The organism is Megalodesulfovibrio paquesii, assembly GCF_054653055.1.
The window spans coordinates 1,288,903-1,311,453 of record NZ_BAAIGQ010000005.1 but is presented as its reverse complement, the minus strand read 5'-3'; the positions used below and the strand labels follow the sequence as shown (position 1 = coordinate 1,311,453).

Below are 22,551 nucleotides of genomic sequence, written 5' to 3'. Positions count from 1 at the left end.
ATGCGCGGAGAGCACAGGCAGCCTCCCAAGCCACCGGGCCTACTCGATGGGAATCATGCGGAAGTCGTTCCCTGTGAGGCAGCAGCCACCCTGGGCGGTAACCTCAAAGGTGTTTTCCACACCAACCATCCCCAGACCGCGAAGTCCGAGTTTAGGTTCCAATGCAATAACCATTCCTTCTTCCAGCGGTTCGTCGAATCCTTTGGCCAGCACGGGCTGTTCATCCACCGCAAGGCCGATGCCATGCCCAAGGAAGACGACGTGATTGCCGTCCAGGGCCATAAAGCCGTCGGCAATGCCGTATTCCTCGGCCATCCGGAGGGAGTCTGCATAGAGTTGCGAGGGGATGGCGCCGGGCACCATCTTTTCGGCCGTGCGCAGCATGATTTCCTTGCAGGCATCGTGTCCACGGCGCACGTGGTCAGGAATGCTCGCCTCGCTGCCGGCCCAGTACACCTGGGTTTTATCCGTGTGGTAGCCTTCCAGACAAAAACCCACGTCGCACGCCAGGGGCTCGCCGGGCTGCCAGACCTTGCCGGCATACCCCATGAAAGGCACGGCGGGATGCTCCCCGCGGATGCCCACTGGCCCGTTGAAATAGCTGGGATAGTTGCCGCTATCTCCGGCCGAGACGTGACCCAGGAAGATCTCGTCCCGGGCGCTCATGCGCATGGCGCCGCTGTGGCCGTGGGCAAAAAAACGTTGCCAGGCCATGTGGCTGATTTCCCGCTCGGTCATGCCGGGGCGGATGAACTGGGGCATTTCGTGGAACAGCACCTGGTGGTGGCGTTCGCCCGCCAGCCGGAGCTTGCGCAGTTCCCAGGCCGTCTTGACGGCGCGGGTCTTGGTGATCACCGCGTCCCCGGCCAGAAATTCGACATTGGTCACCCGGGATGTCAACATTTCGGCAATGTTCCAGGGCAGGCCGGCCTTGTCGGCGGCCACTGTGGCCGGCAGGGGGCAGCCGGCGTCGGAGCACAGGCCGGGCAGCTGGCTGTACGACTTGAACAGGAGGATCTGTTCAGGCCGCAGGGGGGTTTCCAGCAGGGCGCGCTCGGGAGCCCGGCGCACCAACAGCAGCGGATCGCCCTCCAGGGGAATCCACAGCAGCCCTTCGGCCAGTGTGCCGGTAAAATAGTACATGCTGACGCGGGAAAACACAAAAAGCCCGCCGGCGGTGGGCACATGCCGGGCCAGGAGCATCCGGGCCCGGGCAATGCGGGTCTGGTGTTCTTCAAGAGGAAGTTGTTCGATGGCGGTCCAGGATGACGGGGGGACAGTACGGCCGATGGATGCGGATGGTGCTGATGAGTGTGTCATGTCCGTGCAATGCTGGAAGGTTGATGAAGGATAAATTCTACAGGACATCGACTCCCGGAGCAAGCTGTCTGCGTTGCATCCGGGCAGGTCGCAGTGTATGGAGCTTGCCAACAACCCTTTTTCGCGAGGTTCTCATGTTTGTTGATTTGCGTGAACTGGCTGCTCTCATGCGCAATGCGCGCACCATTGCCGTGCTCGGCGCCAAGGACAAGGCCGGTGCACCGGTGGATCGCGTGGGGCGGTATCTCATTGCTGCCGGCTACACGGTAATTCCCGTGCATCCCAAGCGGAGCAATGTCTGGGGACTGCCCACATATCCTTCTCTGGCTGAGATTCCTCAGCCTGTCGATATTGTGGATCTTTTTCGTGCCCCGCAATACTGCCCGGAACATGCCCAGGAAGTGCTGGCCCTGCCGAGCAAGCCGGCCTGCTTCTGGATGCAGAGCGGCATCTTCAGCCCCGAGGCGCGCCAGCTTCTGGATGGCAGCGGCGTTGCCGTGGTGGAGGACCGGTGTCTGATGGTGGATCATCAGCAGCTGCTGGCCGGAGCGGCGGCATGAGCGGCACGGAAGCGGTTTTCGAATGCGCCCGCTGCGGCATCTGCTGCCAGGGTGTCGGCGGAATCGTGCTGTCGGATAAAGATATTGTCAGACTTGCCGATTACCTGGGCATGCACCGGGGCTCGTTTTTGGAAATCTGGACCGAATTGCGCGGCCGTCTGCCTTCCCTGCGCGCCGGGGAAGACGGCTATTGCGTCTTTTTCGCCGCCGGGCAGGGCTGCACCATCCATCCGGCCAGGCCGGATGTGTGCCGCGCGTGGCCGTTTTTCCGGGGCAATCTGGAGGATGCCAGCAGCTTCCAGATGGCTCGCGAGGACTGCCGCGGTATCGCCAACGTGCCGCATGCGCAGTTCCGCGAGGCCGGCCTGGACTACCTGACTTCCCACGCCCTGACCGCCACGGCCGAAGACGCGCCCAACGCCCTGCGCGTGGCCCACTTGCTGAACCCTCACACCAGTTGATACGCCATGCAGCGGGTAGAAGCCTATCGCATCCTCCGTCTCAGCGACGGCGCCGGCCTGGAGCAGGTCAAGGCCGCCTATCGCAAGCTGGCTTTTACCCTGCATCCGGATCTCAATCCCAATGATCCCCAGGCTGCGCGACAGTTTCAGCGGCTCAATGAAGCCTATGTCCTGCTCAAGCAGCTGTTGGATGACGAAGGAGCCAGAAGGCCGTCGTCGGGCGGGGGGCGCGGAGCCTCCCGGGAAGACGCACGCCGGGAAACACCTTCCCGGGAAGAGGTGTTGCGGGATATTCTCAAGGACCCATTTGCGCGTCAGGTGTTTGAGGATATTTACCGCGAGGCCAGACAGGGGCCCGGGGAGACGGCCAATCCCTTTACTGCAGAGACCAAGCCCGGCGCCACATCCGCCAAGCAGGCCGCCTCGGCCTACGCTGCCGGCGCCGCTGCGGGCCATGCCGGCCCCGGCAAGCCGCCGCCTTCTGCTTCCTCCCCCTTCACGGCCGCTTCACCGGGCCAGCCGGGCAAGACCGATAAAACCGGCAAGACCGGCAAGGCCGGGGCTGGCAATGCCTCCAAGGCCACGCCAGGCACCAGCCTGCCCAAAAAGCGGCCGCGCACCATGCGCGTGGAGTGGGGTGAGAAAAAGCTGCACGTGGATCTGTCCGACGGGTTCTTCGGCGCGGCCAAGCGCTGGATGCGCAGCTGGCTGGATGAAGAGCAGGTGATGCAGTTGCCGGCAGTGCATCTGCGGCCAGGCGTGACGGTCCGGCTCACCGTGCAGCAAGGGGTGGCCGATGCCACGCGGGCCGTGGATGTGGTGCTGCCCTCGGACTTTGTGCCGGGCCGGCCCATCCGCCTCAAGGGCCTGGGCCGGAAGTTCGGCCCACTCAAGGGTGACCTGTATCTGCGGATTCTGGCAAAATAACCCTCGGCCTCGCGCTGTTGCAGTGGCTTACGGCCGGGGCGTGGCAGGCAGGCGCAGGGTGACCGAGGTGCCGGCAGAGGAGGTATCCATGGTGATGGTGCCCCCATGCGCATGCACGGCCTGGGCGGCGGAATACGTGCCGAGCCCGGTGCCGCCCGGTTTGCCGGCGGTGGCGTACTTTTCAAAAAAGCGATCCGCAACGCGTTCCGGCACCTGGCCGAGGTTGTGAATGCTCAGGGTCACGGTCTGGTTTTCCGAGACTCCCGAAACAATGACCGTTTCTCCCTCTGGCGAAGCCTCCAGGGCATTTTTGATCAGGTTCGCCAGGCAGGAATACAGCAGGGAGGGATCTCCGGGAACAATGAGGCTGCCGGGCGAGGGGGAATACCGCTGCAGCAGGGTGATGTTCCTGGAGGCAAGCAGATCAAGCAGATCCCGCTCCACCTGTCGCACCAGCTCCACCAGGGCCACAGGTTCCGGGTCCAGGCGGAATTCTCCGCGTTCCAGTTGAAAGAGCACCAGGGAGGAGTTGATCATCTCCATCATGCGCCGCCCGGCTGACCGGATGGCCTGCAGCATTTCCCGTTCCTGGGCGTCTAGCGTGGGGGATTGCAACATGAGCTCGGGCAGGGCGATGATGCTGGTGAGCGGGCTTTTCAGGTCGTGCCGCATGATCAGATCCGCATCCTGCCGGAGGCTTTCGGCGCGTTTGCGGTCCTGGATGTCTTCCACATACCCCGTGTAGCCGCTCAGTTCGCCATGCTCGTCGTGGATGGCCCGCACGGTGCGCGAAGTCCAGAACTGGCTGCCGTCCTTGCGCCTGACCAGACATTCATAGCCGGCCACCCGGCCATGCCTGCGCACCTGCTCCAGGAGTTCGTCTCGCTGGCCTGGTTCTGCGAACACTTGCGTCGCAGTGTGCCGTATGGCGGCCATCATGTCTTCGGGGCTGTCATAGCCATACATGAAGGCGTGACGGGGGTTGAGGCTCAGGTAGCGGCCAGCCAGATCCACCGAGTAAATCCCGATGGGCGCTTGTTCAAACAGCGCGCGGTAGGCTTGTTCGGAGCGGGCCAGGGCCTCCTCCCGGGCCTTGAGTTCCGAAATATCATAGCCGAAATGAAGGACTTTCTCCACGCAGCCGGCAGCGTTTTTGATGGGCACGCTACGCACGGCCCAGGTCTTCCCATTGGGGCCCTGGCGCTCGCATTGCTGCACTTCCCCGGTGGTCAGCGCCTGTTCCACACTGCAGGTGGGGCAAGGCGCGCCAAGACCCTGCAGGATGCGAAAACAGGCCTTGCCTGCCAGTTCATCACATGGCTGGCCAACCATTTCCTCAATATTCTTGCTGACCCAGAGCAATTGGTGGTCGCTGCCGATGCACTCAAGCACCATGCCTTGCAGATTATCCAGTATGCTGCGGTAGAGTTGCTTTTGCTCGGCGCAGGAACACTCAAGCGCGCGGCGGGCCGTCTCTTCTTCCCGAAGGAGGCGGGCCAGCTCGTCGCGCTCCCGCCGGAGCGTCTCAACTTCGTCCGGCTGGATGGTATGATTCATGATATCCCCAAATACTTGAAAAAATCAAAGTCAATCCTCTTGATTTCTACGCCATTGTTTCGACAATCGCAAGGGGAGGGAGGTGAAGGATTGATAACCTTACCTGGAAAAAACAAAAAAGCCGGGACACACAGAGGCGTCCCGGCCAGCAAGTCAGGTGTCAGGTCTATAAAACTACAACGAAGCCGCAACCTTGTTGATCAGCCGCAGGAGCTGGTTGGTGAAGCCGGCTTCATTATCATACCAGATGATGGTCTTGATCTGCGTGCCGCCTTTCACGGTGGTCAGGTCGGCATCCACCACGCCACCGTAGATGGAGCCGATGAAGTCCACGCTTACCAGGGGCTCGGTGCAGAATCCCAGGTTGCCCAGCATGGGGCCTTCGGCCGCCGCCTTGAGCAGGGCGTTCACCTCTTCGCGGGTGGTTGGCTTTTCCACTTCCACCACCAGATCCACCAGGGAACCGTCGGCCGTGGGCACGCGGATGGCCATGCCATCCAGCTTGCCGTCCAGCTCGGGCAGCACCAGGCCCACGGCCTTGGCCGCGCCGGTGGTGGTGGGGATAAGGCTCATACAGGCCGCGCGGGCGCGCCGGAGATCCTTGTGGGAGCCATCCAGAATGCGCTGGCTCATGGTGTAGGAGTGCACGGTGGTCATCAGGCCGTGCTTGATGGTGAAGTTGTCATTCAGCACCTTGGCCACCGGCGCCAGGCAGTTGGTGGTGCAGGAGGCGTTGGAAAGGATGTGATGGGCGACAGGGTTGTACAGCCCGTCGTTCACGCCCATGACCACCGTCAGGTCCACGCCTTTGCAGGGAGCGGAGACGATGACCTTGCGGGCGCCGCGGTCCAGGTGCCGCTGGGCGCCGGCGCGGTCTTTGATTTTGCCGGTGGTTTCGATGGCAATGTCGATATTCAGATCCGCCCAGGAATATTCATCGAGATTGTCCCTGGTGATGCGGATGGTCTTGCCATTGACGACAATGCCGGTGTCGTTGTGGGACACCTCGCCCCTGAAGATGCCATGGACGGAGTCGTATTTGAAGAGATGCGCCAGGGAGGCGTTGTCCGAGCGGGCGTTGACCGCAACGACGTCGATGTCGGGCGAGTCGGCCAGCAGGCGGACGAGGTAGCGGCCGATGCGGCCGAAGCCGTTCAGGGCAATTCTGGTGGCCATGGCGGTGTTCCCCTTTCTGTATGAAATGTCCCGTGCAATCAGTCAAAAAAGGTCAGCATGGAGACGAGTTGGTCAAATCGGACTAATTGTATAGTAGGACTGGGCAGTTGTGTCAACGTGGGGTGGCGTCCGTCTCGGAGCCGGGCGCCACAAGGCGGCGTTCCAGAAGAGCCAGGGTTTCGCGGTCGGTAAAGTCAAATTTCAAGGGAGTCAGGGTGATGTGTCCCTGGGTCAGTAGGGCGCGGTCGGTTTCCGGAGAGAGTTTTTCCGGTGGAATTTCTCCGGTGAGCCAATAATATGGCCGGCCGCGGGGGTCCAGACGGTGGATGTATGTGTCGTCCCACATCACACGCGTGTGGCGGCAGAGGATGAGGGGCTTGCAATCGGCAATGGGCAAATCCGGCAGGTTCAGATTCAGGACGCATTTGGCCGGAAGATCGCCCCAGGGCAGGCGGGGCAGGAGCTGGGCGGCATACCGGCCCTGCTCGGCAAGGTCCACAGGGTTGTAGCAGTCATGGGAGATGGCCAGGGCCGGGTAGCCCATGAACGCGCCCTCCGTGGCGGCGGAAACCGTACCGGAATACAGCAGATCCACCCCCACGTTGGCCCCGGCGTTGATGCCGGACACAACCACGTCCGGCGGCGGATCGAGCAGGGCGGTGAGCGCCAGTTTGACGCAGTCTGCCGGTGTGCCGTATACACCCAGGCCCTCGAAGCCGTCTTCCTTGAATTCCTTGACCCGCAAGGGCAGGCTGATGGTGATGGCGTGGCCAACGGCGGATTGTTCTGTCACCGGGGCAACCACCCGCACCTCGTGACCGGTTTCCCTGAAGGCATGGTACAGCGCGCGCAGGCCCACGGCCTGGATGCCATCGTCGTTGGTGAGAAGGATGCGCATGGATCGAAACTCCTGCGGCTAGCGTCCGGGTGTCTGCCCGGGGCGCCGCCTGTAGCGTTGAACGGGCCCAGTGGTTGACGAATCCCACCACGCGATACATAGACAGCGGGATGGAAATGATCAAGGAACAAGCGCCGGCCAAAGCCCCGGCACCCAGCGCGATGCCCCTTCGCAAGCGGCAGTTTGTGGCCGAGCTGACCGGTGGCGCGCAGGTGGCAGACATCTTTGTCCTGGCCCAGGCCTCCCGCCGGCAGGCCCGTAACGGCCCGTTCTGGAGTCTGGTGCTCCAGGATTCCACCGGCCAGCTCGACGCCAAAATCTGGAGCCCACAGGCCCAGGATTACCACGAGTTGCGCCCCGGGCAAATCCTCCACGTGAGCGGCCGGGCCCAGTTGTATCAGGACAAGGTCCAGGTGACCGTGGACCAGCTGCGGCCGGTGCTGCCGCCGCCTGTTGTGGATGACGACCAGCCCCCGCCCGAAGAGCGCTGGCCCGAGCCAATCTACGCCCTGGTGGATCTGTCCGATCTGGTCCCCACCAGCGCGGTGCCGCCGGAAACCCTGCTGGCCCGGATGGAGGACTTGCTGCGGGAACACATTGTGTACCCGCCGTGGCGCCGGTTTGTCTTCAAGGTGCTGGGGGATCCGGATATCCGCGCCCGTCTGCTGGTGGCCACTGGCGCCAAGAGTATGCATCACGCTTATGTGGGCGGACTGCTGGAACATACCCTGGGTGTGGTGCAGCTTTGCGTCAACTTTTGCCAACAGTACCCCAGATTGGACAAGGATGTGCTGCTGGCTGCTGCAGCCTTTCACGACCTGGGCAAGGCCTGGGAGCTGGTCGCCTTGCCTGCCTGTGAATACACGAATGAAGGCAGGCTGTTGGGCCATATCCATCTTGGGCTCCAAATTTTGGAGCCCTACCTCCAAAAAATGAAGATAGATCCGGAACTCACCATGCACTTCCGGCACATCATCCTGAGCCATCATGGGGAATACGAATACGGCTCCCCCAAGCGCCCCAAAACCGCCGAGGCCTTTGCACTCCATTTTGCCGATAACCTGGATGCCAAGATGAATCAGGTGGAGCGGGCCATCGGCGCTGCTGCCGGGCAGGAGGCGGATGAGGAGCCGGAATGGCCTGTCTGGTCCGACTACCAGCGGGGCTTGGATCGATACCTCTGCCGCCCCAAACCCACCCCTGGCCAGGGCGTTGAAGCATGCAAACGAACCGGACCAGCCAAGGAAGATCAATGTTCATTACTTTTGAAGGAATAGAAGGATCTGGCAAAAGCTCGGCCCTGCGTCTGGTGGCCGAGGCGCTCCAGCAGCGCGGGCACGGCGTGCACCTGACGCGCGAGCCCGGCGGCTGTGACCTGGGCCGCCTGCTGCGCCGGATTCTCCTGGATGTGGCCAGCACGGATCTGGCCCCGGAAGCCGAACTGTTCCTCTATCTGGCGGATCGGGCCCAGCATGTGCGGCAGGTGATTCGTCCGGCATTGGCGGAAGAGGTGGTGGTCCTGTGCGACCGTTACGCCGACTCCACCCTGGTTTACCAGGGCTACGGCCGCGCCCTGGACCGCTCCCTGCTCATCCAGTGTAATGACCTCGCTGTGGGTGGCCTGTGGCCGGACTGCACCCTGCTGCTGGATCTGGACCCCCAGGTCGGCCTCACGCGCGCCTTGTCCCGCAATATCGAGCAAGGCAATGCCGCACGGGAGGGCCGCTTTGAAGCCGAAAGCCTGGAGTTCCACCGGCGTATTCGCGAAGGCTACCTGACCTGGGCTGCCCTGCAAAAGGACCGGTTTCACATTATCGACGCCAGCCAGCCCCTGGAGAAAGTGGCTGCAGACTGCCTGGCCGTGGTGGAACCGCTGCTGCCGCAACGGTGACTCTCCTGAGATTGGCCTGCTGATGCTTCCGGAGATTCTGTTTATTATTCTCCAATGTTCCATAGAAGATGACTGCCTCGGTGACGTTCCTCGATGATACGCCCGGCAGGTCTGGCGCAGGCCAACAGCTGGATGTCGAGGGACTGTTCTCGCGTCAGCAGGCATGCAGGAACAGACGTGACGACAATGACAATGGGTTCGAGCATGGCGGATCTCATCATCCTTGGCGCCGGAGCTGCCGGGCTTTTTGCGGCCATCGCCGCCGGATCTCGCGGGCTTCAGGTGACGATGATTGATCAGGCCCGCAAGCCCGGCCGCAAAATTGCCATCTCCGGCGGCGGGCGCTGCAATGTGACCAACGTCGCCGTGGAGGCGGCAGACTACTGCTGCGGGAATCCCCATTTCGTCAAATCCGCCCTGGCACGCTGGACTCCGGCGGACATGCGCCAGTGGCTGCTGGAACGTCAGGTGGTGCTGGAGGAAGAGGCCGGCGGCAAGCTCTTTTCGCTCCAGGGAGCCCCGGCGGTGGTGCGGGCGCTCTGGGACGCTGTAGCACAGGCAGGGGTGCAGGGTGCTTTGCAGCAGCCCGTGCGCGAGGTGCTGCGGCAACGCGATGGCTGGGAAGTCCGGACAGAGAGCGGCCTGTTCCAGGGCCGCAACCTCCTGGTGGCCACTGGCGGGCTGGCCTGGCCCCAGCTTGGCGCCACGGGGTTGGGGCATGATATTGCCCGGCAGTATGGCCTTTCAGTCACGCCGCGGCGGCCAGGGCTCGTCCCCCTGCTGGCTGCACCGGAGCTGCTGCCCTTGTGCCAGGAGCTGGCTGGCGTGTCCCTGCCGGTGCGGCTTCGCGTGGAGGGCCACAAAAAGGCCATCTCCGGGGACATGCTCTTTACTCATCACGGGATATCCGGCCCGGCAGTGCTGGATGCCTCGCTTTTCTGGAAAGACGGCGCCGGGCTGACCATCGACCTCGCACCAAACACGGCCCCCGAGGCCTTGCCCGCCCTGTTCCGCAGTGCGCCACGCCAGGAGGTGCGCAACGTGCTGGCTCGCCTGCTGCCTGCTCGGCTTGCAGCAGCCTTGTGTGCACGCCATGGCTGGACCGGGCAGGCCGGGCAGTGCTCCAAGGCTACCTTGCAGGCCATCACGACGCAATTACACACTTTTTCTTTTCACCCTGCGGGCACGGCCGGGCATGGTAAGGCCGAAGTGACCCTGGGTGGGGTGGACGTGGCCGACATCGACTCCAAAACCATGCGCTGCAAGGAGTTGCCGAGCCTGCTCTTTGCCGGCGAGGTGCTGGATGTGACCGGCCGGCTCGGCGGCTTCAACCTGCATTGGGCCTGGGCCTCTGGCCGTGCCGCGGGGCTGGCTGTGGCGGAAGATCGGGACCGGTGAAGGCCGGCGCCTGCGCATTCGCAGGTGCCCGGTGCGCTCAAACTGCTTCACGTCCGCACGTCCATCGCCCCCCTGCCAAGCAGCATTGGGCCGATGGACGTGCGCAAAGTGCCTAACGCTTTTCGCAGCTTTGATTTTCCGGGGCAAACACGCCGGGGGTGGGGTTCTGGCCCGTGGATTCGAGCACGGCGCGCCAGTAGTCCGAGGTGATGTTCAGGCGGCGGCGTTCAATGGTCACCAATTCCAGGGGCAGGTGCACGTAGCGGTCCTGGAGCTTGGAAACAACCATGCCCGTCTTGCCGGCCATGGCCGCATGCACGGCATGTTGCCCCAGAAAGCCGCAGTACACCCGGTCGTTGGCATTGGCCGGAACGGAACGGATGATGTAGCTGGGGTCAATAAACTTCAAGGTGATGGGCATGTCCTTTTCCTTGAAGTACTGTTTGATTTCCTTGATCAGCAGGGTGCAGATATCGCCCAGCACGGGGTTGCCGGAGGCGTCCACCTGGCCGGAATTCTGCAAGAGATGCTGCCCCGCCCCTTCCGCGCAGACGATGACGGCGTTTCTGCGGCGGCGCAGGCGGCCTTCCAGTTCCTTGAGCAGGCCGGCCTCGCCATGCAGCTCAAAGGGCGTTTCCGGGATGAGCACAAAGTTCACTTCCTTCAGGGCCAGGGTGGCCTGCGCAGCGATGAAGCCGGACTCGCGGCCCATGAGCTTGACCATGCCGATGCCGTTCATGGCGCAGGCGGCCTCGGTGTGCGCGCAGGCGATGGCTTCGGTGGCCTTTTCCACGGCCGTGTCGAAACCGAAGGAGTGGGTGATAAAATTGATATCGTTATCAATGGTTTTGGGGATGCCGATGATGCTGATTTTCACCCGGCGCCTGGTCACCTCGTCGCTGATGCGCTTGGCGGCTTTCATGGTACCGTCCCCCCCCACAAGGAACAGGGCGGAGATGTTCATGCGCTCCAGGGCATCCACAATCTCCTCGGCGCTTTGCGGCCCGCGGGAGGAGCCGAGGAGGGTGCCGCCAAAATGGTGGGCGCTGGCGACCTTGTCTGGCGTGAGTTCGACAACATCGTGCCCGTATTTGGGAATAAAGCCTTCGAGTCCGTAGCGGATACCCAATGTTGCCGCCATGTTGTAATGGTGGTGCGCTTCCATGACGATGGCGCGGATGACGTCATTGATGCCAGGGCACAGGCCGCCACAGGTGACGATGGCGCACTTGGTCTTGGATGGGTCAAAGTACAGGTTCCGACGAGGGCCGGCCAGCTCGAATTCGCAGTAGGTGGGGGTGTCACCAACGTTTGCAACCTGCTCGCTGGTGATCTGCAACATGATTTTGGAGTCGTCATCCGTGTAGTGACACAGGGTCAGATGCGAAGGGATCTTCGCTTCCCCAAGGGTCTGCACGGTGGTGTCAAAGTGGGCGTTGCTGACAAGGACCTGACCGGTTTTGTTTTTCTTCTTGCTTGGCATGACGCTCACGGTGGCTTGAGGGTGAAATCCAGTGTCTGGCACGCTAGCATGGGTGGCGGAGAAAAACCAGTGACATGGCGGTGACAACTCCGGCCGAAAAGGAAAATTCCAGCCAGGCCCTGTCCGGATGCCACAATAAAAGGGGGAGGCTGTTGCCTGGAACAGCGCTCCCCCTTGCAAGGCGTTTCGATGGTGGTGCCAGGACTATGCTCCAGCGGTCGAGCTCTTGTCCTGCGCCATGTCATCGGCCAGATCATCACGAGAGTCGGCCTCGGCTTCCTCTTCGGCAGGCGCTTCCTTCTTGCGGCCGAAAATGAGTGCCACATACACAGACACTTCATACAGCACGAGAAGCGGGCCGGCCATCATCAGCTGGGAGAGTACGTCCGGACCGGGCGTGAGCACCGCCGCGATGATAAAGTTAGCCAAAATGGCATACTTACGGTTGCGGCGCATCCAGCTGGCCGTGACCAGACCCAGGCGGGCCAGGAAGTAAATGAACAGGGGCATCTCGAAGATCAAGCCAAAAGCGAAGAGCAACCGGAGGGAAAAACTCAGGTATTGCTCCAGGGTGGGCAGGGGCTTGATGATGTCCGTGGTGTAGCTGAGCAAAAAGTCAAAGGCGTTGGGAAAGACCACGTGGTAGCCGAAGAGGGCCCCGGCCACAAAAAAGAAAGCCGAGAAAAAGGCGATGGGCAGCAGCGCCTTGCGTTCCTCATCATACAGCCCGGGCGCCACAAAGCACCAGATCTGATAAAAGATGTACGGCGAGGCCATGAACACCCCTGCCACGGCGGCCACGGTCATGTATGTGAAGAAGGCTTCCGTGAGTGAGGTGTAGATCAGGTGCGCGCCGGGGGGGAAGACCTTGACCAGCGGGTCCATGAGCAGTTTGAAGAGATCCTCGGCAAAGCTGTAGCAAATGCCAAAGCCGATGAGCGCGGCCAGAAAACAGCGCACCAGACGCGTGCGCAGTTCGCCGAGGTGGTCAAAGAAGCCCATGGCACCGGATTCTTCCTCCTCTGCCTCCTCTTCTTCTTCCTCGTCCTCTTCTTTCGGGCCAGCTCCTTCCGGAGCAGCTTCATCCGTGGCAGCGGTCCTTGCGGGGACCTCGTCAGAAGAGGCCTCGGCCGCTGGCGTCGGGCGCGGCGCATCGTCGCCGCCTCCTGTACCGGAGGCGGCGGGTGCTGCGGAATCACTGGTGGCCGAGGCGTCGTTTTCCGCCGTCGAAGAGGCGTCCGTTACGGATTCCTCTTCGGTCGGAGCCGCCGCGTCGTCAGCGCCGGCAACTGTGGAGGGCGCTTCTTCCGACGCGCTCGTGGGGTCAGCCCCGGCAGAGGCGGAAGAAGTGTTCGATTCCGAAGCCGCTGTGGCGTCCTCGGGTTTTTTCATGTCCTCGCTCATGCCTGGGAGTCCTTGATCGTCGTCGCAGAAGAAGCCGACGCCGTTGCAACATCCACCACTTCAGGCGTGGCCGGAGTGGGCGTGGCGGCAATGGAGGGTGTGGCGGCCGGATCCGCTGCCGTGGGCTTGGAGGCGGCCTTGGCCAGCGCGTCTTCCTCCTGCTGCTTCTTCAGGGTCTGCCGCTTGGCTTCATCCTCGCGGCGGCGCTGTTTTTCTTCACGATCCAATTCGGTGTCGATGGTGCGCTGGAAATCGGAGGACATGCGACGGAATTCACCCATGGCCTTGCCAAGGGTTTTGGCGATTTCCGGGAGCTTGCGCGGCCCAAGCACCATGAGGGCCACGACAAGAATGACGACGAGTTCCGTGGAACCGATTCCGAACATGCGGGTACCTCCGTCAAGAGAGTCAAAAGGAAGGGGGTTATTCCCACTCGATGGTTGCCGGCGGCTTGGAGGAGATATCCAGAACCACGCGGTTCACCCCTTTGACCTCATTGATGATTCTGTTGGACATGCGAGCCAGGATCTCGGGCGGCACCCGGGCCCAGTCCGCAGTCATGGCGTCCACGCTTTCCACCAGACGCAGGGCGCAGACGTGTTCATAGGTTCGGTCGTCGCCCATAACACCTACGCTCTTGACCGGCAAGAGCACGGCAAAGCCCTGCCAGATTTTCCGGTACCAGCCGGAGGCGTGCAGCTCCTGCTGGACGATGGCATCGGCCTGGCGCAGAATTTCCAGCCGTTCCTCGGTGATTTCACCAATCACCCGGATGGCCAGCCCCGGACCGGGGAAGGGATGCCGCCAGGTGATGTAATCCGGTAGGCCCAGCTGCACCGCCACCTTGCGGACCTCGTCCTTGAAGAGTTCGCGCAGGGGCTCCACCAGCTTGAGCTGCATGCGTTCGGGCAGGCCACCCACGTTGTGGTGGCTCTTGATCACCGCCGAGGGGCCGCGGAAGGAGACCGACTCGATGACATCGGGGTACAGCGTGCCCTGGGCCAGAAACTGCACGTTCTCGATGGCCTTGGCCTCGCGTTCAAACACCTCAATAAAGGTGTAGCCGATGATTTTGCGCTTTTGTTCGGGGTCGGTCACGCCTTCCAGCTTGCCCAGAAAGAGATCCCGCGCATCCACGGCGTGCAGGTTCAGGTCGAAGTGCTTGGTCAGAAAGCCGATGACTTCCTCGCGCTCACCGGCGCGCAGGAGGCCGTTATCCACGAAGATGCAGTGCAGCCGCTTGCCAATGGCCTTGTGCAGCAACAGGGCGGCCACGGTGGAGTCGATGCCGCCGGAAAGTCCGCAGACCACCTGGGCCGTCTCGCCAATCTTGGCCTGCATGTCCGCAATGCAGGTTTCGATGAAGGAGCCCATGGTCCACTGGCCCTTGAGCCCGGCCACCTTGAACAGGAAGTTGTGCAGAATCTGTTCGCCATGTTCGGTGTGGGCCACCTCGGGGTGGAACTGCACGGCGTAGATGTTCCGTCCCAGGTCGGCCATGGCTGCCACCTGGACCTTCTCCGTGCTGCCGATGACCTCAAAGCCGGGAGGCGGCGCCAGCACGTGGTCGCCGTGGCTCATCCAGACCGTCTGCTCGGCGGTGTTCGGCAGGCCATCCCAGAGGGGGCAGGCCGTGGCGATGGCCAGATGGGCGCGGCCGTATTCACGCTCCTTGGCGCGTTCCACCTTGCCGCCCAGCTCCTTGGCCAACAGCTGCATGCCGTAGCAGATGCCCAGAATGGGCAGGCCCAGATCCACCAGACCGGGATCAAGCTGGGGCGCGCCTTCTTCCGAAACGCTGCAGGGGCCGCCGGAGAGGATAAGCGCGTTGGGCTGCAGTGCCTTCAAGTCGGCCAGGGGAATGGTGCAGGGATGAATTTCCGAATAGACCCCGGCCTCGCGCACGCGGCGGGCGATGAGCTGGGTGACCTGAGACCCGTAATCGATGATGATGACTTTTTCCGCGAGCTGCATGGCGCTCCCCTGTGAGGAAGAAGTAGAAACTATGAAGACGGTAAGGAAGCCGGGGGAATGAGGGGGCTCATCCTTGCGCTTCCTCTTTCAAATCTGGCGACTGGACGGAAGGCTGGGCGGGGGAGCCTTGCCGGCAAGGCTCCCCCGGCGCAAACCTTAGTATTGCTCCACCCGGTAGTTGGGGGCTTCCTTGGTGATGATGACATCGTGGACGTGGCTTTCGCGCAGACCGGCCGGGGAGATTTCCACCATGCGGGACTTTTCCTTGAGCTCGGCCACGGTGGCGCAGCCGGTGTAGCCCATGCCGGAGCGCAGGCCGCCCACGAGCTGGAAGAGCGCCTCGGTGACCGGGCCCTTGTAGGGCACGCGGCCGACGATGCCTTCGGGCACCAGTTTGGAAGCCTCGGCCTTTTCCTGGAAGTATCGGTCCTTGCTGCCTTCGGCCATGGCGTCGATGGAGCCCATGCCACGGTAAATCTTGTAGCGGCGGCCCTGGTACAGGATGGTCTCGCCTGGGGATTCGTCAGTGCCGGCAAAGAGGGAGCCGACCATGACCGTATCCGCGCCCACGGCCAGAGCCTTGACCACGTCCCCGGAGAACTTGATGCCGCCGTCGGCAATGACGCAGCGGTCAAGCTCCTTGGCGGCGCGGGCGGCTTCCATGACAGCCGTCACCTGCGGCACGCCGATGCCGGCCACGATGCGGGTGGTGCAGATGGAACCAGGCCCGATGCCGACCTTGACCGTGTCCGCCCCGGCTTCCAGCACGGCGCGCGCGCCTTCATACGTGCCGACGTTGCCGGCGATGATCTGGGCGTCCGGGAAGGTGGCCCGCAGTTCGCGCACGGTTTCCAGCACGTTCCTGGAATGGCCGTGGGCCGAGTCCACCACCAGGAAGTCTGCGCCGGCCTTGAGCATCACGTCCCCGCGTTCCAGGGACTCCTTGCCCACGCCCACGGCCGCGCCCACACGCAGGCGGCCCTGATCATCCTTGCAGGAGTGGGGATATTTTTTGATTTTTTCGATGTCCTTGATGGTCAGCAGGCCGCGCAGCCGGCCTTTGTCGTCCACCACCAGGAGTTTTTCGATGCGGTTTTCGTGCAGATGCGCCTTGGCCTGCTCCAGGGTGGTCCCCACGGGCACGGTGACGAGCTTGCGGCTGGTCATGACCTCGCGCACCCGGAGGTCGTTGTCCGTGACAAAGCGGACATCGCGGTTGGTCAGGATGCCCACGAGCTGGTCATTCTCCACCACAGGCAGGCCGGAGATGCGGTATTCGCTCATGGTCCGCAGGGCCGAGCCCACGGTATCCTCGGGGTGGATGGTCACCGGGTCCACAATCATGCCGGACTCGGATTTCTTGACCTTTTCCACCTCAATGCGCTGGCGGTCCAGGGGCAGGTTCTTGTGGATCACCCCCACGCCTCCCTGGCGGGCCATGGAGATGGCCATGGCCGACTCAGTCACCGTGTCCATGGCGGCGGCGATGAGGGGGATGTTCAGCGTCATCGTCGGGGTGAGCCGGGTGGAGACGTCCACCAGATCGGGGGTGACCTCGGAATAGGCCGGGAGCAACAACACGTCGTCGAACGTAAGTCCGCGTCCGATTGATTTTTCCATACTCATAAGTCCTGTATGCGCAAGGTTATTCCAGCCCCAGGTACGCGGCTCGGACCTGGGGGTTGGCCAGCAGTTCCTGGGAGGTGCCCGTGAGGTGCACCTCGCCCGTGGTCAGCACGTAGCCGCGGTGGGCGATGTGCAGGGCCATCTGGGCGTTTTGCTCCACCAGGAGCACGGTGGTGCCGGCTTGATTGATGTTGACGATGACGTCGAAAATGTTTTCCACCACGATGGGCGCCAGCCCCAGGGAGGGTTCGTCCAGCAGCAGCAGGGAGGGGCGGGCCATGATGGCCCGGCCGATGGCCAGCATCTGCTGCTCGCCGCCGGAGAGGGTGCCGCCGTACTGGGCGCGGCGTTCCTTGAGCCGGGGAAAGAGGCCGAAGACCTTTTCCTCGTCATTTTTGATTTCTTCGGTGTCCCGGCGCAGGTACGCACCCATGCGCAGGTTTTCCAGCACCGTGAGCCGGGGGAAGATCATCCGACCCTCGGGCACCTGGGTCACGCCAAGCTGGACGATTTTTTCGGTGGAAAGCCGGGTGATGTCCTGGCCGTTGAAGGTCACCGAGCCCTGCCTGGGCCGGATGACGCCGCACAGGGTCATCAGGGTGGTGGATTTGCCGGCGCCGTTGGCGCCGATGAGGGTGACGATTTCGCCCTGGTTCACCACCAGGGAGATGCCTTTCAGGGCATGGATGCTGCCGTAGTAGGTGTGGATGCCGTCCAGGGTCAGCATGGGGGTGGGATTAGGCATGGGCAGCCCCCCGGCCCAGATAGGCCTCGATGACCTTGGGGTCGTCCTTGATGGCTGCTGGAGGGCCGTAGGCGATGCGTTCGCCGTGGTCCAGCACGATGAGCTGTTCGCAGATTTTCATCACCAGTTTCATATCATGTTCAATGAGCAGGACGGTGACGCCCTCGCCAAGAATGGCGTGGATCAGCTGATCCAAGTCGGCCGTTTCGCGTGGGTTCATGCCGGCGGCGGGCTCGTCGAGCAGAAGCAGGGCCGGGTCCGTGGCCAGGGCGCGGGCAATTTCCAGGCGACGCTGGTCGCCATAGGAGAGGGAGGAGGCCGGGGCAAGGGCGTGGCGCTCCAGGCCCACGAACTTGAGCCACTTCATGCTGGCGTCAATGATCTTTGCTTCCTCACGTTTTTGGGATCCCAGCCGCAGCACGGCGCCCACCAGATTGGAGGAGGTGCGGCAATGCCGGCCAATGCGCACGTTGTCCAACACGGAGAGGGAGGAAAAGAGGCGGATATTCTGGAAGGTCCTGGCGATGCCCAGGGCCACGACCTTGTCCGGCTTTTTGCCATTGATGCACAGTGCCGGACTGTTTGGCCTGGCGAGGGTGATTGTGCCTTGCGTGGGCTTGTACACGCCGGTGATGCAGTTGAAGATGGTCGTCTTGCCCGCGCCGTTGGGGCCGATGAGGCCCTGAATCTTGCCGGGCATGATGTCGAAGCTGACGTCGGTCAGGGCCATCAGCCCGCCGAAGCGCTTGAACACCTGATCCACTTTGAGCAGGGGGGTGCTGGCGGCGGTGGCGCTCATCGGGCGGCCCCTCCCTGCTGTTCAAGTTGCGCTCGCAGTTTTTTAATCAACGGGTTGGACTCCCCGGCGGCGGCGATCTTGGGGAAGAAGCCGGTGGGTTTGAAACGCATGATGCAGATCATGATCAATCCATACACAAGGAAGCGGGCTTCGTTTGGCAGCCCCAGCCCGGGCAGCACCACGCGCAGCACTTCGCCCAGGGCAATGAGGATGGCCGCGCCGACCATGGCGCCGTGGATGTTCCCCAGCCCGCCAAGGACCACCATGCACAGGATAAGGAATGATTCCCAGAACTTGAACATATCCGGCGAAAGGAAAAGCGTCCAGCGGGCAAAGAAGCACCCGGCCAGCGCGCCCACCCCGGCCGAGATGCCGAAGGCGATGATCTTGTAGGCGTAAATGTTCACCCCGCAGCTGGAAGCGGCCAGCTGATCCTCGCGGATGGACAGCCAGGCCCGGCCCAGGCGGGAATCCTCCAGCCGGCGCATGACCACATACACCAGGGCCAGCATGCCCAGACCCAGGTAGAAATACGGCCGCTCGCCCTCAAACTCATAGAACCAGTGCTCGTTGAGGAAGGAAAGGTCGATGCTTACCGGATCGATGCCCGGCAAACCCAGGGGGCCGCGGGTCAGCCAGATCTCGTTGGTCAGGAACAGCACCACCAGTTCCGCAAAGCCGAAGGTCACGATGGCGAAGTAATCACCCGAAAGCCGGAGGGTTGGCGCGCCAAGGACGATGCCCCAGAGCGCCCCGTTGAGAATGGCTGCCGGGACCATGATCCACAGGCTGATGCCGTAATGCACGGTCAGGAGGCCTGCCGTGTATGCACCCACACCGTAGAAGCCAACGAAACCCAGGTCCAGCAGGCCGCAGAAGCCGGGGAGCACGTTCAGGCCCATGGCCAGGACCATGTACACCATTACCAGGGTCACCACGTGCAGTACGTAGTCGTTGGCAAAGGGCAGCAAAGGGAACACCAGGGCCGCAGCCACGAACACGGGAAGCAGGAATTTCTTCATGGCTTAGGCCTTTTCCACCAGGGCCTTGCCCAGCAGGCCGGAGGGGCGGAAAATGATCACCGCGATGAGCACGGCGTAGGCCACTCCATCGCGGTACAGCGAGGAGACGTAGCCTGCACCCAGCGCCTCGGCGATACCCAACACAATCCCCCCGAACATGGCGCCCGGCACGGAGCCGATGCCGCCCAGCACGGCCGCGGCAAAGGCCTTGACCCCGGCCACGTACCCCATGGTGGGCGAAAGGGTGTTGTAATACACCGAAACCAGCACCCCGGCCACCGCGCCCATGGAGGACCCCAGGGCGAAGGTAAAGGCGATGACCCGGTTCACGTTCACGCCCATGAGCTGGCTGCAGGTGCGGTTTTGCGCCAGGGCGCGCATGGCCGTGCCCATGCGGGTGTGGTTGATGATCACGTACAGCAGCAGCATCATGCCGAAGGTGACGGCAAAGATGAACAGCTGCAGCCAGGAGAGGTGCACGCCGCTGAACTCAATGGCCGTGAGCTTCAAGTACCCGGGCACTGCATCCTGGGGGAAGGGCACGGGCCGGCTGCCCCAGATGATCATGGCCAAATTCTGCAGGAAAATGGACATGCCGATGGCGGTGATGAGTACCGCCAGCCGCGGCGAACTTCGTAACGGCTTGTACGCGATGCGATCGATGGTCACCCCAATGCCCGCGGCGCAGACCATGGCCATGAGCATGGAGACATAAAAAGGAAGGCCCAAGGCCGTGATGAAGGTCACACACAGAAACGCCCCGATCATGTACACCTCGCCGTGGGCGAAGTTGATCAGTTCGATGACGCCGTACACCATGGTGTAGCCGACGGCGATGAGGGCGTAGATGACCCCGAGAGTCAGCCCGTTGACGAGTTGTTGCTCTAGCACGGCGACCGCCTGGGAAACGCTAAAGGATTGTTGAAGAAAAGTGGTTCTTGCCAGGAATGGAAACAGGCTGGACCTCTTGCGCCGGCCCAGCCTGTCTCCTGGAGGCTCATGCTCTCGGCTGGGCCTCTGTTATTCCATCTGCTTGTCCGCGGGGGCAAAGCTGCCGCCCTTGACCACCTTGACGAAGGCGTTCTTCAGGCAGTCGCCCTCAGCGTCGAAGTAGGTCACGCCGGTGATGCCCTTGTAGCCGTTTTCGGGGCTGCTCATGGCGGCCACGGCGTCGCGGATCTTGGCGCGGTCAGGGCCGGCGGTCTTGATGGCCTGCAGCAGCAGGCCGGTAGCGTCAAAGGCGTTGGCGCTCATCCAGTCGGATTCACGCTTGTAGGTATCGGCAAACTGCTTGAGGAAGGCCTGGGCGTCGGCGCTGGCGGATTCGGCCAGGAAGGGCACGGTCAGGTAGGTATTCTCGGCAGCGTCGCCGGCCAGCTTGATGTAGTCGGCGTTATCCAGGCCGTCGGCGCCGAACTTGGCCACGTTCATGCCCAGCTTCTTGGCCTGGGTGGCGATCAGTGCGCCTTCGTTGTAGTAGCCGGAGATGAAGAGGCCGTCGGGATTCTTGCTCTTCAGGGCGGTCAGCTGGGGCGTGAAGTCGGAAGCGCCTTTCATGTAGCCTTCTTCGCCAACCACGGCGAGGCCGATCTTCTTGGCTTCGGCCACAAAGGCGTTCTTCAGACCGATGCCGTAGTCGTTGTTTTCATAGAACACGGCAATGGCTTTGAGTCCCAGCACCTTGGAGGCGTACCGGGCCAGGAAGGCGCCCTGGAAGTCATCGCGATACACCACGCGATAGCTCCAGGCCTTGCCGCTCTTGTCCTTGTTCTTTTCCGAAATGGTGACGTTGGTGGCGGTGGGGGAGATGGCGACCACGCCCTTCTTCACATAGTTGGGCAGGGCGGCCAGATGGGCGGAGGAGCAAAGATGGCCCACGATGCCCAGGATGGCGTCGTTCTGGGTGATCTTGGTGGCCACTGTGGCGGCTTCCTTGGGATCGCACTGCTCGTCGAGGAATTCGGCTTCGACCTTCTTGCCATTGATGCCACCGGCGGCGTTGATTTCCGCCAGCTTCATTTCAACACCGGCCTTGACGTTGTCGCCGTAGCCGGCGGCAGCGCCGGTGAAGGGGGAGGGCACGGCGATTTTGATGGTGTCTTCAGCCGTGGCTGCGCCAGCTGCGCCCAGCACCAGGAACGACGCAAGCACGGCCAAGCGTGCCAGTTTCAACGAACGCATACGTCCTCCTCGGAAAAAGTGAGTGAATCAAGCGTACCATGCCCGTGCACCATGCACGGCATGAAAAGATCACACAAATGCAACATCTGCCATTGGCATGAAGATTTTTTCATGCCATGCCCCCAAGCTCTCGTCAATACGATGCCGAAGGTGGGATTTTTCACGAGCTGCTGGCGTTGCCGGCTCCAGCCGCCGGACTGCCGCTTTCAGAGGGGGCCGGCGGGGTGTGCAACAGCTGCTGTGCCTCCTGGCGCAGCTGGTCCGAGGCTGTGGGCAGCTTGAGCAGGGCTTCGAGCTTGCGCCTGCCTTCCTCGGGTTTGTTCAGGAAACGGGTGTAGATCATGCCCAGATTGTAATGCGCCCCGGCGTTGTCCGGCTCCACGGTGAGCAGGGTTTCAAAATACTGGGCTGCGGTCTCGTATTGTTTGCTGTTGAAATGGCTGATGCCCAGCAGGCCCATCACCCGGGCGTTGGATGGCTCGATGACCAGGGCGCGGTTCAGGAAGCTGATGGAGGCGTCCCAGTCGTTCACGTGCATGAACTCGTCAGCCAGCATGGCCAGCAGGGTGGCGTTGTTGGGCTCGGTCTGCATCTGTCGCATGAGCGCGCCCACGCGGCCAATGGCCTGGGGATCCAAGCCAGCCATGGCCTGGCCGGGCATGCCCTGCGGGGTTTGCTGTGGCATGGCCTGGCCGCTTTCCTGAGCCTTTTTCATCGCTTCGGCCATGGCCGGGGGCATGGCCTCGCCCGAAGGCATTTGGCCTGGAGGCATTTGGCCGGTCTGGCCCATGGAGCCCATACCGCCCATGCCGCTCTGGGGCCGCCGATCCTCGAAGCGTGTGTCCTGAGACATGCGGGAAAGGAAGGATCCCAGGAAGATGGCAATGATGAACAACCCCATTCCGCCCAGGGCCAGCACCCGCATGGGGGCAACAGGAGCAGATTGAGGGGATGCGGAGGGCTTGGGATTATTTTTCCGGGCCATGCAGTTGCTCCATACGCGCAATACGTTGCGACAGCACGCGCTGCCGTCCGGCCAGAAAGGCGATGTACCCGGCAATGCCAAGCCACACCAGGGCGTTGGCGATCAGGAGGGCGGATTGGGCGTCCATGATTCAGTCCTCGACGT

At 62.5% G+C, this 22,551-nt stretch carries 22 protein-coding genes; 6 read left to right on the top strand and 16 right to left on the bottom strand.

Annotation, left to right across the window (positions count from 1 at the left end; all coding sequences use genetic code 11):
• Positions 1–39 precede the first annotated feature (39 nt).
• Positions 40–1,320: a M24 family metallopeptidase gene (locus ACYQ00_RS12550; protein ID WP_460032440.1), complete on the bottom strand. Its 1,281-nt coding sequence runs from the start codon at positions 1,318–1,320 to the stop codon at positions 40–42.
• 134 nt (positions 1,321–1,454) lie between these two features.
• Here ACYQ00_RS12550 and ACYQ00_RS12545 point away from each other — a divergent pair, with 134 nt between their 5' ends.
• Genes ACYQ00_RS12545 through ACYQ00_RS12535 form a run of 3 tightly spaced genes read left to right on the top strand, consistent with a single transcriptional unit; the run spans position 1,455 to position 3,268 of the window.
• Complete coding sequence (locus ACYQ00_RS12545) at positions 1,455–1,880, top strand: CoA-binding protein (RefSeq protein ID WP_460032439.1); 426 nt, start codon at positions 1,455–1,457, stop codon at positions 1,878–1,880.
• Entirely contained in the window at positions 1,877–2,341 is a 465-nt protein-coding gene (locus ACYQ00_RS12540) for a YkgJ family cysteine cluster protein (RefSeq protein WP_460032438.1), read from the top strand. The genes ACYQ00_RS12545 and ACYQ00_RS12540 overlap by 4 nt, the downstream gene beginning before the upstream one ends.
• Positions 2,342–2,347: 6 nt before the next feature.
• Complete coding sequence (locus tag ACYQ00_RS12535) at positions 2,348–3,268, top strand: J domain-containing protein (RefSeq protein ID WP_460032437.1); 921 nt, start codon at positions 2,348–2,350, stop codon at positions 3,266–3,268.
• 27 nt (positions 3,269–3,295) lie between these two features.
• Here ACYQ00_RS12535 and ACYQ00_RS12530 read toward each other — a convergent pair whose 3' ends face one another.
• The 3 genes from ACYQ00_RS12530 to surE form a co-directional block, all read right to left on the bottom strand.
• Positions 3,296–4,825, bottom strand: a complete 1,530-nt coding sequence (locus tag ACYQ00_RS12530) for a sensor histidine kinase (RefSeq protein WP_460032436.1) — start codon at positions 4,823–4,825, stop codon at positions 3,296–3,298.
• 174 nt (positions 4,826–4,999) lie between these two features.
• The gene (gene gap, locus ACYQ00_RS12525; protein WP_460032435.1) at positions 5,000–6,001 is read right to left on the bottom strand and encodes a type I glyceraldehyde-3-phosphate dehydrogenase; all 1,002 of its coding nucleotides are present in this window, start codon (positions 5,999–6,001) and stop codon (positions 5,000–5,002) included.
• Between the two features lie 112 nt (positions 6,002–6,113).
• Positions 6,114–6,899, bottom strand: a complete 786-nt coding sequence (gene surE / locus ACYQ00_RS12520) for a 5'/3'-nucleotidase SurE (protein WP_460032434.1) — start codon at positions 6,897–6,899, stop codon at positions 6,114–6,116.
• A 116-nt stretch (positions 6,900–7,015) separates the two neighbouring features.
• Here surE and ACYQ00_RS12515 point away from each other — a divergent pair, with 116 nt between their 5' ends.
• The 3 genes from ACYQ00_RS12515 (at position 7,016) to ACYQ00_RS12505 (ending at position 10,188) form a co-directional block, all read left to right on the top strand.
• On the top strand, positions 7,016–8,176 hold the full coding sequence (locus ACYQ00_RS12515) for a 3'-5' exoribonuclease YhaM family protein (RefSeq protein WP_460032433.1): 1,161 nt from the start codon (positions 7,016–7,018) through the stop codon (positions 8,174–8,176).
• Positions 8,152–8,790: a dTMP kinase gene (gene tmk / locus ACYQ00_RS12510; RefSeq protein ID WP_460032432.1), complete on the top strand. Its 639-nt coding sequence runs from the start codon at positions 8,152–8,154 to the stop codon at positions 8,788–8,790. The genes ACYQ00_RS12515 and tmk overlap by 25 nt, the downstream gene beginning before the upstream one ends.
• A gap of 186 nt (positions 8,791–8,976) precedes the next feature.
• On the top strand, positions 8,977–10,188 hold the full coding sequence (locus ACYQ00_RS12505) for a BaiN/RdsA family NAD(P)/FAD-dependent oxidoreductase (RefSeq protein WP_460032538.1): 1,212 nt from the start codon (positions 8,977–8,979) through the stop codon (positions 10,186–10,188).
• 112 nt (positions 10,189–10,300) lie between these two features.
• Here ACYQ00_RS12505 and ACYQ00_RS12500 read toward each other — a convergent pair whose 3' ends face one another.
• From ACYQ00_RS12500 to ACYQ00_RS12445, 12 genes are all read right to left on the bottom strand, one after another.
• Positions 10,301–11,671: an ATP-dependent 6-phosphofructokinase gene (locus ACYQ00_RS12500; protein WP_460032431.1), complete on the bottom strand. Its 1,371-nt coding sequence runs from the start codon at positions 11,669–11,671 to the stop codon at positions 10,301–10,303.
• Positions 11,672–11,875: 204 nt separating this feature from the next.
• The gene (gene tatC, locus ACYQ00_RS12495; protein WP_460032537.1) at positions 11,876–12,673 is read right to left on the bottom strand and encodes a twin-arginine translocase subunit TatC; all 798 of its coding nucleotides are present in this window, start codon (positions 12,671–12,673) and stop codon (positions 11,876–11,878) included.
• A 398-nt stretch (positions 12,674–13,071) separates the two neighbouring features.
• On the bottom strand, positions 13,072–13,461 hold the full coding sequence (locus tag ACYQ00_RS12490; protein WP_460032430.1) for a TatA/E family twin arginine-targeting protein translocase: 390 nt from the start codon (positions 13,459–13,461) through the stop codon (positions 13,072–13,074).
• A gap of 37 nt (positions 13,462–13,498) precedes the next feature.
• Positions 13,499–15,049: a glutamine-hydrolyzing GMP synthase gene (gene guaA, locus ACYQ00_RS12485; protein ID WP_460032429.1), complete on the bottom strand. Its 1,551-nt coding sequence runs from the start codon at positions 15,047–15,049 to the stop codon at positions 13,499–13,501.
• 156 nt (positions 15,050–15,205) lie between these two features.
• Positions 15,206–16,669 (bottom strand): IMP dehydrogenase, encoded by a 1,464-nt coding sequence (gene guaB / locus ACYQ00_RS12480; RefSeq protein WP_460032428.1) that lies wholly within the window; start codon positions 16,667–16,669, stop codon positions 15,206–15,208.
• Positions 16,670–16,694: 25 nt separating this feature from the next.
• Positions 16,695–17,402 (bottom strand): ABC transporter ATP-binding protein, encoded by a 708-nt coding sequence (locus ACYQ00_RS12475; protein WP_460032536.1) that lies wholly within the window; start codon positions 17,400–17,402, stop codon positions 16,695–16,697.
• Positions 17,403–17,412: 10 nt separating this feature from the next.
• A complete protein-coding gene (locus tag ACYQ00_RS12470; protein ID WP_460032427.1) occupies positions 17,413–18,219 on the bottom strand; it encodes an ABC transporter ATP-binding protein in 807 nt (268 codons plus the stop codon).
• Positions 18,216–19,241: a branched-chain amino acid ABC transporter permease gene (locus tag ACYQ00_RS12465; RefSeq protein ID WP_460032426.1), complete on the bottom strand. Its 1,026-nt coding sequence runs from the start codon at positions 19,239–19,241 to the stop codon at positions 18,216–18,218. The genes ACYQ00_RS12470 and ACYQ00_RS12465 overlap by 4 nt, the downstream gene beginning before the upstream one ends.
• 3 nt (positions 19,242–19,244) lie before the next feature.
• Positions 19,245–20,132, bottom strand: coding sequence for a branched-chain amino acid ABC transporter permease (locus ACYQ00_RS12460; protein WP_460032425.1), 888 nt, complete (start codon positions 20,130–20,132; stop codon positions 19,245–19,247).
• Positions 20,133–20,261: 129 nt separating this feature from the next.
• Positions 20,262–21,422: an ABC transporter substrate-binding protein gene (locus ACYQ00_RS12455; RefSeq protein ID WP_460032424.1), complete on the bottom strand. Its 1,161-nt coding sequence runs from the start codon at positions 21,420–21,422 to the stop codon at positions 20,262–20,264.
• A gap of 160 nt (positions 21,423–21,582) precedes the next feature.
• Positions 21,583–22,407 carry a tetratricopeptide repeat protein gene (locus tag ACYQ00_RS12450; RefSeq protein WP_460032423.1) on the bottom strand — a complete coding sequence of 275 codons (825 nt, stop codon included), beginning with the start codon at positions 22,405–22,407 and terminating at the stop codon, positions 21,583–21,585.
• Positions 22,391–22,534, bottom strand: a complete 144-nt coding sequence (locus ACYQ00_RS12445; RefSeq protein ID WP_460032422.1) for a CcmD family protein — start codon at positions 22,532–22,534, stop codon at positions 22,391–22,393. Before ACYQ00_RS12445 ends, ACYQ00_RS12450 begins: the two co-directional genes overlap by 17 nt.
• Positions 22,535–22,551 lie beyond the last annotated feature (17 nt).